This is a genomic window from Pseudoclavibacter chungangensis, assembly GCF_013410545.1.
Lineage (GTDB): Bacteria > Actinomycetota > Actinomycetes > Actinomycetales > Microbacteriaceae > Pseudoclavibacter > Pseudoclavibacter chungangensis.
Genome location: NZ_JACCFV010000001.1, coordinates 1,720,113 through 1,732,380 on the forward strand (window position 1 = coordinate 1,720,113; position 12,268 = coordinate 1,732,380).

General features: G+C 70.3%; 10 protein-coding genes. All 10 read right to left on the reverse strand.

Features of this window, described 5'->3' with window-relative positions; all coding sequences use genetic code 11:
- Positions 1–47 precede the first annotated feature (47 nt).
- On the reverse strand, positions 48–1,160 hold the full coding sequence (murG, locus tag HNR16_RS07785) for an undecaprenyldiphospho-muramoylpentapeptide beta-N-acetylglucosaminyltransferase (protein ID WP_158039604.1): 1,113 nt from the start codon (positions 1,158–1,160) through the stop codon (positions 48–50).
- On the reverse strand, positions 1,157–2,440 hold the full coding sequence (gene ftsW / locus HNR16_RS07790) for a putative lipid II flippase FtsW (protein ID WP_158039603.1): 1,284 nt from the start codon (positions 2,438–2,440) through the stop codon (positions 1,157–1,159). Before ftsW ends, murG begins: the two co-directional genes overlap by 4 nt.
- Positions 2,391–3,911, reverse strand: coding sequence for a UDP-N-acetylmuramoyl-L-alanine--D-glutamate ligase (murD, locus tag HNR16_RS07795; protein ID WP_158039602.1), 1,521 nt, complete (start codon positions 3,909–3,911; stop codon positions 2,391–2,393). The genes ftsW and murD overlap by 50 nt, the downstream gene beginning before the upstream one ends.
- Positions 3,908–5,005, reverse strand: coding sequence for a phospho-N-acetylmuramoyl-pentapeptide-transferase (gene mraY / locus HNR16_RS07800; protein ID WP_158039601.1), 1,098 nt, complete (start codon positions 5,003–5,005; stop codon positions 3,908–3,910). The genes murD and mraY overlap by 4 nt, the downstream gene beginning before the upstream one ends.
- Positions 5,002–6,420: a UDP-N-acetylmuramoyl-tripeptide--D-alanyl-D-alanine ligase gene (locus HNR16_RS07805; RefSeq protein WP_158039709.1), complete on the reverse strand. Its 1,419-nt coding sequence runs from the start codon at positions 6,418–6,420 to the stop codon at positions 5,002–5,004. Before HNR16_RS07805 ends, mraY begins: the two co-directional genes overlap by 4 nt.
- On the reverse strand, positions 6,417–7,955 hold the full coding sequence (locus HNR16_RS07810; protein ID WP_158039600.1) for a Mur ligase family protein: 1,539 nt from the start codon (positions 7,953–7,955) through the stop codon (positions 6,417–6,419). Before HNR16_RS07810 ends, HNR16_RS07805 begins: the two co-directional genes overlap by 4 nt.
- A gap of 25 nt (positions 7,956–7,980) precedes the next feature.
- Positions 7,981–9,756: a peptidoglycan D,D-transpeptidase FtsI family protein gene (locus HNR16_RS07815; protein WP_179558158.1), complete on the reverse strand. Its 1,776-nt coding sequence runs from the start codon at positions 9,754–9,756 to the stop codon at positions 7,981–7,983.
- 28 nt (positions 9,757–9,784) lie between these two features.
- The gene (gene ftsL, locus HNR16_RS07820; RefSeq protein ID WP_158039598.1) at positions 9,785–10,351 is read right to left on the reverse strand and encodes a cell division protein FtsL; all 567 of its coding nucleotides are present in this window, start codon (positions 10,349–10,351) and stop codon (positions 9,785–9,787) included.
- Complete coding sequence (gene rsmH, locus HNR16_RS07825; RefSeq protein ID WP_158039597.1) at positions 10,348–11,316, reverse strand: 16S rRNA (cytosine(1402)-N(4))-methyltransferase RsmH; 969 nt, start codon at positions 11,314–11,316, stop codon at positions 10,348–10,350. The genes ftsL and rsmH overlap by 4 nt, the downstream gene beginning before the upstream one ends.
- A gap of 136 nt (positions 11,317–11,452) precedes the next feature.
- Positions 11,453–11,884, reverse strand: a complete 432-nt coding sequence (gene mraZ / locus HNR16_RS07830; RefSeq protein WP_158039596.1) for a division/cell wall cluster transcriptional repressor MraZ — start codon at positions 11,882–11,884, stop codon at positions 11,453–11,455.
- Positions 11,885–12,268 lie beyond the last annotated feature (384 nt).

The following is a 12,268-nucleotide window of genomic DNA, read 5'->3' on the forward strand; positions in this document are numbered from 1 at the left end:
CTCGTTCGTGCTCACACGCGGTCGTCCCGTCGTGCGACCGCTACAGGTTACGCGCCCGGGGCGTCGTCGCGCCCGCCGCGCGGAACGGACGGGCGCCCGAGGGCACCGTCGACGAGCGCGATGAGGCGGGCGGCGCCGTCGCGGACGCCGATGCGTTCGGCGTTGGCCGACATCCGCTCCCGCCGCGGCGCGTCCTCGAGCAACGGCACGAGATCGTGTTCGACCCACTCGGGGGTGAACGCCGCGTCACGCACCGTGATCGCGGCATCGGCCGCGAGCATCTCGCGGATGTTGACGGCCTGCTCGCCGTTGCCGACCGGGTACGGGATGTATACGGCGGGCAGGCCGACCGCGGTCATCTCGCACACCGTCGAGGAACCCGCTCGCGAGATCGCGAGGTCCGCAGCGGCGAACGCGAGGTCCATGCGGTCGCAGTACTCGAGCACGTGATAGTGCTCGATGCCCGGATCGTCGAACGGCGAGAGGCGGCCGACGACGTGGACGATCTGCCAGCCGGCGTCGACGAGCCGACGACCGGACGCGCGGACCGTGTCGTTGAGTCGTTTCGCGCCCTGCGAACCGCCCGTGACGAGCAGTGTGCGCCGCGCCGGATCGAGCCCGAACGCGGCGATCGCCTCGTCGTGCGAGGCCGCCCGATCGAGGCGCTCGATCTCGCGCCGGAGCGGCATGCCGACGGTGACGGCACCGGGCAGCGGGGTGTTCGCGAACGCGGCACCGACGGCCGCGGCGCGCTTGGCCCCGAGCTTGTTGGCCATGCCGGGCACGGCGTTCGCCTCGTGGATCACGAACGGGACGCGACCTCGTGCGGCCATGTAGGCGGGTGCCGAGGCGTAGCCGCCGAACCCGACGACGACGTCCACACCGCGGGACGCGATGAGTTCGCGGACGCGACGGACCGCACGCGTGAAGCGCCCGGGGAAGCGGAGGGCGTCGAGATTCGGGCGACGCGGGAACGGCACCTTCGCGATCGTCTCGAGCTCGTAGCCGCGAGCGGGCACGAGGCGTGCCTCGAGGCCCTCCCGCGTCCCGAGCGCGATGATCTCGGCGTCGGGTTCGCGTGCGCGGATCTCGTCGGCGACCGCGAGGAGCGGGTTGACGTGTCCGGCGGTCCCGCCGCCTGCGAGGAGGTACGTGGTCATGCGGTCCGCCGACGTTCGGGGCGTTCGTGTTCGTTGGCCATCGACACCACGATACCGATGGCGAGCAGGGTCGTGATGAGCGCGGAGCCGCCCGACGAGACGAGCGGTAGCGGCACGCCGAGCACGGGGAGCAGATCGAGGACGACGGCCATGTTGACGAACGCCTGGAACACGAGCCACACGGCGACGCCACCGATCGTCGTGCGACGGAACGGGTCGTCGGTCGACACGATGATGCGCACCATGACGAGGGCCAGCGCGACGAACAGCAGGATCATGACGAGTGCGCCGACGAGGCCGAGTTCCTCCCCCACGATCGCGAAGATGAAGTCGTTGTCGGCCTCCGGCAGCCACGACCACTTGGCCGACGAGTTCCCGAGCCCGACACCGAACAGGCCGCCCGCGGCGAGCGCGTACCGCCCGTGCGCGGACTGCCAGCCCCACGTCTCGTACGGACACGTGTCGTTGATGAAACACGTGATGCGCGACATGCGGTTGCCGCTCACGAGCACCATCGCGATCGCGCCCGCGGCGGCGGCGGTCACGGCGATGAGGAGGAACCGCATGGGTACGCCGCCGAAGTAGAGCGCCCCCAGGACGAGCCCGCCGATGATGATGACCGTCCCCAGGTCGCCGCCGGCGAGCGCGATGCCGATCGACACGGCGAGCACGGGCAGGATCGGGATCGCGACATGGCGCCAATCGGTGAGCTTCTCACGCTTGCGGCTCACGATGAACCCGAGCCAGACGACGAGCGCGACCTTCAGCAGCTCCGCCGGCTGGAACGTGAGGCCGCCGATGTCGAGCCACGCGCGGTTGCCCTTCTCCTCGATACCGAGCGGCGTCAGGACGAGCGCCTGCAGGACCGTCGCACCGATGAGCATGGGCCACGCGAGCGCGCTCCAGAACCGCAGCGGCATGCGCGACGCGATGAGCATGAGGGGGATCCCGGCGACCGCGAACACCGCCTGACGGACGAACTTGTCCGAGACGGCGTTGCCCGCCGCGAACTCCTCGACCGCGGAACTCGACAACACCATGACGAGGCCGTAGACGACGAGGAACAGGGTGATGCCGAGCAGGAGGTAGACGTTCCGGTCGCCCGCCTGGACACGCTCACCGAGCGAGACGGTGACGGCACGGGCACCGTCGAGCGCACGGCGCGCCCCGTCACCCGTGCGTCCTCCCGTCCGCTCGGCCGACCCGGCCCCCGTGGGCCGGCGACTCGCGTCAGGCGTCGCCCGCCCCGTCCGAGGAGCGGTCGACGTCGTGCGGGTCATCGTCACTCGCCTCCCACTGTGCGCGAACCGCCGAGGCGAAGCGGTCGCCGCGGTCCCCGTAGCTGTCGAACTGGTCCATCGACGCCGCGGCCGGTGCCAGCAGCACCGTGTCCCCCGTCTCGGCGATCCGGCGCGCCTCGGCGACCGCTCGCGGCATCACGTCCTCAGTGTCCTCCACGTCGACCTCGAACACGGGTACCGCGGGGGCGTGTTGGCGGAACGCCTCGACGACGGCCGCGCGGTCGCGGCCGATGACGACGGCGCCGCGCACCCGTTCCGCGTGCCTGGCGACGAGCGGAGCGATGTCCACGCCCTTCAGCAGCCCACCGACGATCCACACGACCGACGGGTACGCGTGCAGCGACGCGTTCGCGGCGTGCGGGTTCGTGGCCTTCGAGTCGTCGACCCACGCGACGCCGTCCCGCGCACCGACCGGCTCGTTGCGGTGGCGATCCACGCGGAAGTCGGCGAGTGCACGTCGGACGTCGATCGGTTCGACTCCCGCCGCGCGTGCGAGCGCCGCCGCCGCGAGCACGTCCTGTACGAGATGGCCCGCGCCGAGGCCGAGCGTGCGCAGTTCCTCGAGTGTCGTCAGCTCGAGCGCGCGGTGCGCGCGGTCGTCGAGGAACGCCCGGTCGACGAGGATGCCGTCGACGACACCGAAGTCGCTCGGACCCGGCACGTCGAGTCCGAAGCCGATCGCCCGGCAGCCCTCCTGGACGTCGGCGGCCTCGACGAGCTCGCGGGTCACGTCGTCGGCGCGGTTGTAGACGCACGCGACGCGGGTCCGCTCGTAGACGCGTCCCTTCGCCGTCCGGTAGGCCTCGGCGCTCCCGTGCCAGTCGAGATGGTCGTCCGCGATGTTGAGCACGACCGACGCGAGCGGCGCGAGGGAGTGGGTCGAATGCAATTGGTAGCTCGACAGCTCGACGACGAGCACGTCGAATCCCGCCGGATCGCGCACGGCGTCGAGCACGGGGACGCCGATGTTGCCGCACGGCGCGACGCGTGCACCGCTCGCGGCGATCATGTGGGCCGTGAGCTGCGTCGTCGTGGTCTTGCCGTTCGTCCCCGTGATGCACAGCCACTCGGCCGGCGTCCCCGTCTTGTCGCGGACACGCCAGGCGAGTTCGACGTCGCCCCAGACGGGGAGCCCCCGTTCCGCCGCCCACCGGAGGAGCGGGTGGTGCGGGGGGAAGCCGGGGGACGCGACGACGAGTTCCGGGTCGAACGCGACGAGCTCGTCGGGGACGGCGTCGAGCGGTTCGCGCACGACGACCGGGACGCCGAGCACCTCGAGGATGCGTTCGCGGTCCTCGTCGTGCGCGCCCGCGAGCACGAGCACCTCCGAGCCGAGCTCCGCGAGCGTGTCGGCGACGGAGAATCCGGTCATGCCGAGACCGAGCACCGCGACGCGGAGCCCCGCCCAATCGGACGACCAGCTCGTCAGGGCGTCGAGACGCTCACTCATACCTGCGACCACCATTCGAGGTAGAACAGTCCGAGGCCGGCCGCGGCGCAGATGCCGGCGATGATCCAGAACCGGACGACGATCGTGACCTCGGCCCACCCCTTGAGTTCGAAGTGATGGTGCAGCGGGCTCATGAGGAAGATGCGTTTGCCGTGGGTCAGCTTGAAGTAGATCCGCTGCAGGATGACCGAGCCCGTCGTGATGACGAACAGGCCGCCGATGAGGACGAGCAGGAGCTCGGTGCGCGAGATGATCGCGAACGCGGCGAGCGCGCCACCGAGCCCGAGCGAACCGGTGTCGCCCATGAAGATCTGTGCCGGCGACGTGTTCCACCAGAGGAACCCGATGAGCGAGCCGACGATCGCCGACGCCGCGATCGTCATGTCGAGTGGCGCGTACGCGTGGTAGCACGCGTCGGACAGCGACTCGGCGACCCGTTCCGAGCCGCAGGTCTGGTTGAACTGCCAGTACCCGATGAGCCCGAACGCGCCGATCGACACGATCGACGCCCCCGTCGCGAGACCGTCGAGTCCGTCGGTGACGTTGACCGCGTTGGAGGTCGCCGTCGTGATGAGGACGATCCAGATGACGAGCAGGATCGTGCCCATGACACTGCCGAAGGCGAGGAAGTCGAACGGCAGCTCCCGGATGAACGAGATGCCCGTCGAGATGACCCGGACGCCCTCGGAGTTCACGAACTGCAGTCCGACGATCGCGAAGACGGACGCCACGATGACCTGGCCGGCGATCTTCGACCAGCCGCCGAGCCCGAGGCTCTGCTGCTTTCGCACCTTGAGGAAGTCGTCGATGAAGCCGATGCCCGCGAGCCCGACCATCATGCCGAGCACGAGCAGTCCGCTCGCGGTCGGGACGTCCCACACGATGAGCAGCGACGCCCCGTAGCCGACGACGGAACCGATCGTGAAGACGATGCCACCCATCGTCGCCGTTCCGCGCTTCGAGTAGTGCCCCTCCGGACCGTCCTCGCGGATGAACTGGCCCCAGTGCAGCTTGTGGAACAGCCGGATGAACAGCGGGGTCATGAACAGCGTGAAGAGCATGCCGACCGCGCCGGCGATGAGGATGGCGATCATGCGTCACGTCCTTCCGCGAGGTCCGCGAGTCGGTCGCCGAGGAACCGGAGCCCCGCCGAATTGGACGACTTGACGAGCACGATGTCGCCGGGCCGCAGCTCCGCCTCGAGGAGGGTGTACGCCTCGTCCGCGTCCTCGACGAAGCGGGACTCGCCGCTCCACGATCCCTGCGCGATCGCGCCGAGGTGCAGGGCGCGGGCGCCCCGGCCGACCACGACGAGCTGATCGATGTTGAGACGCACCGCGAGCAGACCGATCCGGTCGTGCTCCTCGATCGCGTACGGGCCGAGCTCGCTCATCTCGCCGAGGACGGCGATCGTGCGCGCGTCCGGCGGCGCGATCTGCGCGAGGGTCCGGAGCGCGGCCGACATGGAATCCGGGCTCGCGTTATAGGCGTCGTTGATGACCGTGACGGGGCCTCGGTGGACGACCTCCATGCGCCACCGCTCGGCGCGCGTCACCTCCTGCAGCGCGTCGCGCACGTCCGCGGCACTGACACCCTCGACGTGGGCGGCCGCGGCCGCGGCGAGCGCGTTCGTGACGTGGTGCTCACCGATGACCGCGAAGTGGACGTCGACGGGCTCCTCACCGGGCACGTGCAGCGTGAACCGCGTGCCGTCGAGCGAGGTCGTCACGTCGCTCGCGCGCACGTCGGCGTCGTCGCCGCGTCCGAACCACACGACGCGCGCGGCCGTCTTTTCCGCCATCGTGCGGACGCGCGCGTCGTCGGCGTTCAGGACGGCGACGTCGCCCTCGTCGAGCGCCTGGACCATCTCGGTCTTCGAACGGAGCGTCACCTCGATGCCGCCGAACTCACCGGCGTGGGCGAGCCCGACCGTGAGGACGATGCCCACGTCGGGCTTCGCCATGCGGGTCAGTCGCGTGATCTCGCCCGGTGCGCTCGCCCCCATCTCGGCGATGAGGTACCGCGTGGACGCCGTGAGGCGGCAGAACGTGATCGGCGCGCCGACCTCGTTGTTGAACGAGGCGATCGGTGCGACCGTCTCGCCACGGCGCGAGAAGATCGCCTGCAGCAGATTCTTCGTCGTCGTCTTCCCGTTCGACCCGGTGACCGCGATCTCCCGCAGCCTCCCGAGCGAGCGCACGCGGCGTACGACCTCGGTCCCGAGTGCCCCGAGTGCCTCGACGGCGTTCGCCACGACGATCTGCGGCACGTCGAGATCGAGCTCCCGCTCGTCGATCACGAGCGCGGCCCCGGCCTCGACGGCCTTGGGCGCGAAGAGGTGCCCGTCGGTCTCCTCGCCGGGCTTCGCGACGAACACGTCGCCGGGCCCGATCTTCCGCGAGTCGGTGTCGACGAGTCCCTCGACGACCGTCTCGGCAGTCGCGCCGCCGCGGAGGACGAGCGTCCCCGCGGTGACGTCGGCGATGTCCTGCAGCGTCATCGGGATCACGCCTGCCACCCCGCTTCCCGAAGCGCCTCACGCGCCTCGTCCCGGGCGGAGTAGTGGATCTTCTCCCCCGCCACCTCCGTGTAGCTCTCGTGCCCGGGTCCCGCGACGAGGATGGTATCGCCGTCGTCCGCGAGCTCGACCGCCCGTCGGATGCCGAGGCGGGCGTCCGCTATCTCGAGCACCTCGCCCTCGGGGCGTGCGGCCCGGGCCGCGTCGACGAGGACGCGGCGGATGGCCTCCGGGTCCTCCGTGCGGGGGTTGTAGTCGGTGATGATGACGACGTCGGCGAGTTCGGCGGCGATGCGCGCCATGTCGGGTCGCTTCGTCGCGTCGCGGTCGCCGTCGGCGCCGAAGATCATGAAGAGGCGGCCGGTCGTGAACTCGCGCAGCGCACCGAGGGTCTGTTCGAACGCGTCGGGCGTGTGGCCGTAGTCGACGTAGAGCCGGGGACCGCGCTCGCCCGACACGAGTTCGAGGCGGCCGGGGACGAACGCGTCGACCCCGCCGTCGCGTTCGAGCGCCTCGCCGATCTGATCGAGGTCGTAGCCCGATTCGACGAGCATGACGATCGCGAGGCCGGCGTTCGCGGCCGAGAACCATCCGGGCATCGGGATCGACGTGTCGAGCGAGCGACCGTCGGGGGCGACGAGCGTGAACGTCGTGGACGCGCCGCGCTGGCCGCCGACGATGACGCGCCAGTCCGCCTCGACCCCGTCCTTCGAGGTGATCGTCGTGACGGGGATGCGCGTGTTCTCGACGAGCTTCGCTCCCCACTCCGAGTCGAGCGAGACGACCCCGCGACGCGCGCGCTCGGGCGTGAACAGCTCGAGCTTCGCCTCGAAGTAGGACGCGAAGTCCGGGTAGTCGTCGAGGTGGTCGTGCGAGAGGTTCGTGAAGCCGACGACGTCGAAGAGGAGCCCGTCGACCCGGTGACGCGTGATCGCCTGCGCGGAGACCTCGATGCTCGCGGCGTGGACACCGACCTCGCGCATGCGGGCGATGAGTGCGTGGAGCTCGTTCGCTTCGGGCGTCGTGAGCGACGCGTCGATGCGTTCGTCGCCGATCCGACGCTCGACGGTCGTCGTGAGGCCCGTGAGGACCCCGAGCTGCCCGAGCAGCCCGTCGAGGATGTACGCGACGGTCGTCTTGCCGTTCGTCCCCGTGACGCCGAAGAGCTTCGGCACGTCGGGGTCGGTGCGGTAGATCCAGGCCGACACCTCGCCGAGCGCCGCACGGGGGTCCTCGGTCACGAGCACCGGGAGCCCGCTGTCGGCGGCGAGCGCCGCGCCGGCCGCGTCGGTGAGCACGGCGACCGCGCCGTCGGCCCTCGCGTCGTCCGCGAACGACGCGCCGTGGACCCGCGCACCGGGGATGCCGACGTACAGGTCGCCGGCGTCGACGTCCTTCGAGGAGATGGAGACGCCGGTCACCTCGAGGTGATCGATGTCGTCCGGTGCGTCGAGTCCGAACCTCGCGCAGAGTTGCGAGAGGGAACGTGGGACCGGATGGAGCGGGCGGATGCTTGCTGCGGGCATGTCTTCCTGAGGCGCGTGACGGGCTCTAGTAGCTCGTCTGGATGGTCGGCCACGGCTGCGGCGAAGTCGGAACCCGGTTCTTCTCCAGCACGTAGCTCATGACATCTTTCCACGCCGGAGCGGTTGCCGCGCTCGACCGCGTGGTCGTCGGGTCCATGATCGAGACGACGACGACGTACCGTGGGTCGTCGATCGGCGCGACACCGGCCATCGAGGTCATGTACTGACCGTCGAGGTACGTGCCCTCGCCGGAGGAGATCTGTGCCGTTCCCGTCTTGACCCCGACGCGGTAGCCGGGGATCGAGGTCTCGGCCGCGTTGTGGCCGGACTGCGCCGTGGCCTCGAGGAGCGTCAGGGTCTGGGCTGCGGCCTCGGGCGAGATGACCTGCCGGGGTTCCCCGCTCGTGAGCGGGGCGACCGTGCCGTCCGCGGCTCGGCAGCCCTGCGCGAGGCTCACGGGGAGGCGGACACCGCCGTTCGCGATCGTCTGGTAGATGCTCGCCATTTGCGGCGCCGTCACTTCGAGCCCCTGGCCGAACATGGTCGCGTAGTTCGTCTGGGGGTCCCACTCGCTCGCGGGGTGGACGGTGCCCGATTCCTCGCCGAGGAAGCCGGTCTCGGTCGGGCTGCCGAGACCGAAGTTCACGAGGTTGTCGTAGCGGGCGTCCGCGGAGAGTCGCTGTCCCATCATCGCGATGCCGACGTTCGAGGACACGGCCATGATGCCCGCCGCCGTCCAGTTCGCGACCGGGTGGTTCGAGTCGTCCGAGAAGCTCGCACCGTCCTGGTCCCAGCTGTCGGGCACGACGAAGTGCTCGTCGGGTGTCGTGAGTCCCGCGTCGAGAACCCCGGCGGCGGTGAGCGGTTTGATCGTCGAACCGGGTTCGTACGGCGACGTGAATGCACGCGAGCCGCGATCGTCGGGCTCCGAGAGGCCGGGGTTGTTGGGGTCGACGCTCGGCCACTCCGCGACCGCGACGAGCTTGCCCGTCTTGACCTCCTGCACCGTGATGTGGCCGTACTGGCCGCCCATGCGCTGCACCTCGGAGGCGATCACCTGTTGTGCGTACCACTGCGTGTCGAGGTCGATGGACAACATGAGGTCGCCGCCCTGTTGCATCTCGGTGATCGTCACCTCGCTGCCGGGGATCTGGACGCCGTCCGCGCCTCGCTCGTACATGAGCTCCCCGTCGACGCCCGCGAGACACGAGTCGAGCGAGTTCTCGAGGCCCGCGAGGGGGGTGCTGTCGGAGCCCAGGAATCCCGTCAGGTTGCCGGCGACCGCGCCGTTCGGGTAGACGCGGGCGGGGTGGCGTTCGTAGTACAGCCACGGGATCGCGAGGGCACGGACGGCCTCGTACTGTTCGAGCGTGACGGAACGGGTCAGGAGCGCGTAGTTGCTCTCCGGATCGGCGGCGAGCGCGTCGTCGACGATCGAGGTCACCTGGGTCGGGTCCTGCCCCGTGATCGAGGCGAGCTTCGCGAGGGCGTCGTCGCGGGTCATCACGACGACCTCCTCGCCATCGCTCGTGATCTCGGTGATGTCGGCGACGTTCCGCGGCGAGACGGTGATGTCGAAGCGGTCGACGCTTCCCGCGAGGACCGTGCCGGACGCGTCGAGGATGTCGCCCCGGTCGCCCCAGATGGTCGAGGTCACGCCCCGGCGCCCCTCGGCCTCCTCGTTGATCGACTGCGCGTTGACGAGCTGCACGTCGACGAGCCGAACGAGAAACAGGACGAGGACGGCGACGACGGCGACGACGGTCGCGGCGCCGCGGCGGCGGACGGCCGTGCGGTTCACATGCACCCCTTCACGGCTCGGCTCCGGATCACCTCGTGGTCGGTGACTCCAGCTCGGTTGCCGAGGGTACGTCAGTCCCGTCGCCCGTCGCGGGAGAAACTCCGTCCTGGCCCGGAGCGGGCGCGATGTTCGGATTCGCCGCGTTTGGCGCGCTCGGGTTGAGCGCCTCGTTCCCGACGAGGCCCGGGTCGATGCCGGCGCCGGCCGACGGCGCGGTGTCGCCGCCCGTCACCTGCCCGGTGGAGGTGTCGACGAACGAGAACGACTCCCCCGGGACCATGCCCTGTGCCGTCGCGAGCGTCGCGAGATTCTGTGGCGACGACAGTGAGCCGACCTGCTCCGCGAGTGCGGTCTCCTGTCTCGTGAGCGCGGTCTGCTGCTGTTCGAGGGCTTGGACCTCGTACGCGCCCTGTGCGACGACGGTCGCGAGCACGAGCTGCGCCACGAGGACGCCGCCCATGACGAGCAGGGTCGAGACGACCCACTTCACGGCCGGAGCCGCCCGGCGCCTGGGCTCGGGGGCGGCCGAGAGACGACCACGGGGTGTGCGGCCGCGCGGAGCGGCGGGCTGTCGTGCGTTCGAGATCGCGCTCATGCGTCGTTCCTCCTGATCCGTCGGGCGGCGCGCAACCTGACCGGGAGCGCGCGCGGGTTGGTTTCGGACTCGTCGAGCGGTGGCCGTTCGGCGCCACGAACGAGGAGTTCGAACTGCGGGCGGTGTTCCGGCAGTTCGACCGGGAGCCCGCGCGGCGCCGTCGACGTGCTCGCCTCGGCGAACAGCCGCTTGACGAAGCGGTCCTCGAGGGACTGGTAGGACTCGACGACGATGCGGCCGTCGACGCGCACTCGGTCGAGGGCCTGCGGCAGGGCACGTTCGAGTGCGGCGAGTTCGCCGTTGACCTCGACGCGGAGCGCCTGGAACACGCGCTTCGCGGGATGGCCCGCATCGCGTTTCGCCGCGGGCGTCGCGGCCTGCAGGATCTCGACGAGGCGTCCCGTCGTGGTGATCCGCTCGTCGGCTCGCTCGCGCACGATGCGCGACGCGTACCGGGGCGCGAGCTTCTCGTCGCCGCAGCGGTAGAACAGTTCGCGCAGCGCGGTCTCGTCGTAGTCGTTCACGACGTCTTCGGCGGTGACGCCGCGCGTGCGATCCATGCGCATGTCGAGCGGTGCGTCCCGGGCGTAGGAGAAGCCGCGCTCGGGCTCGTCGAGCTGGAGCGAGGAGACCCCGAGGTCGAACAGCACGGCGTCGACCTCGCGGAGGCCGAGTTCGTCGAGCGATTCCGCGAAGCGGTCGTAGACGGCGTGCACGAGCGTCACGCGGTCGCCGAAGCGCGCGAGTCGACGTCCCGCGAGCTCGAGCGCATCGGTGTCGCGATCGATGCCCACGAGGCGGGCGGTGGGGCACGCGGTGAGCACGGCCTCGGCGTGGCCGCCCATGCCGAGGGTCGCGTCGACGTAGACGGCCCCCTCGCGGTCGAGGGCGGGAGCGAGGAGCTCGACGCAACGTCGGAGCATGACGGGGGTGTGGAGTGCGGCGGGGTCGCGTGAATCGTCCATGGTGTCCGGGCTGCTGCCCCTGCCCCCCGATCCCCATCCATTCCGACCTGCCACCGGGGAAGGTGTGTCAGGGCGTTCGATCTGCTGCCGGGGAAGGTGCCTCAGAGCGTGAACGGCTGGGAGTCGCGGGCCAGGGTCAGAAGAGTCCCGGGATCACCTCCTCGGCGGTCTCGGAGAAGGCGGCCTCGTTCTCGTCGACGTAGCTCGTCCAGGCCTCGGCGTTCCAGATCTCGGCACGGGTGCCGGCACCGATCACGGCGAGTTCGCGGTCGAGTCCCGCGTACTCGCGGAGCTGCTGCGGGATCGTCACCCGGCCCTGCTTATCGGGCGTCTCGGCGTGCGCACCCGAGAGCAGGAGGCGCAGGTAGTCGCGCGCCTGCTTGCTCGTGACGGGCGCCTGCCGGATGCGGTCGTGCAGGTCCTCGAACTCGGCGTTCGAGAAGACGTAGACACAGCGGTCCTGGCCGCGCGTCATGACGACGCCCTCGGCGAGCTCGTCGCGGAACTTGGCGGGAAGTATGAGCCGCCCTTTCTCGTCGAGCTTGGGCGAGTACGTGCCGAGGAACATGCACGCCCTCCTCTCGCCCGATCGCTCCGCATACCCCCACTTTACTCCACTTCACGCCACGTTCTGGGATTCACGACGTTTTCGAGGTGTGTCATCCTCCGGATTCGCTTGAAATCATACGGATCTCGAAGGTGGAGGGGATTTTTCGACCCGTGATACTGGAGGGACAGGAGTGAACAGCGCTCGGGTGGGCTCGGGCGGGCTCGGGGTACCCCGGGTGAGCACCGCGCGGCGAGCGACGCGTCGGCGCGTCACCGGAAGAACGCCCGCAGGCGGGGAGCACCCGGGGAGGAATGTGGAGGACCGCCCGGCGAGTGACGTGGAGGATCACCCGGGGAGGAATGTGGAGGACCGCCCGGGGAGCGACGTGGAGGAACACGCGGG

Bases quoted from the DNA above. Each gene is read 5' to 3' on its own strand.
- murG (WP_158039604.1), bottom strand. From the start codon at position 1,160: ATGACCACGTACCTCCTCGCAGGCGGCGGGACCGCCGGACACGTCAAC.
- ftsW (WP_158039603.1), bottom strand. From the start codon at position 2,440: ATGACCCGCACGACGTCGACCGCTCCTCGGACGGGGCGGGCGACGCCT.
- murD (WP_158039602.1), bottom strand. From the start codon at position 3,911: ATGAGTGAGCGTCTCGACGCCCTGACGAGCTGGTCGTCCGATTGGGCG.
- mraY (WP_158039601.1), bottom strand. From the start codon at position 5,005: ATGATCGCCATCCTCATCGCCGGCGCGGTCGGCATGCTCTTCACGCTG.
- HNR16_RS07810 (WP_158039600.1), bottom strand. From the start codon at position 7,955: ATGCCCGCAGCAAGCATCCGCCCGCTCCATCCGGTCCCACGTTCCCTC.
- ftsL (WP_158039598.1), bottom strand. From the start codon at position 10,351: ATGAGCGCGATCTCGAACGCACGACAGCCCGCCGCTCCGCGCGGCCGC.
- rsmH (WP_158039597.1), bottom strand. From the start codon at position 11,316: ATGGACGATTCACGCGACCCCGCCGCACTCCACACCCCCGTCATGCTC.
- mraZ (WP_158039596.1), bottom strand. From the start codon at position 11,884: ATGTTCCTCGGCACGTACTCGCCCAAGCTCGACGAGAAAGGGCGGCTC.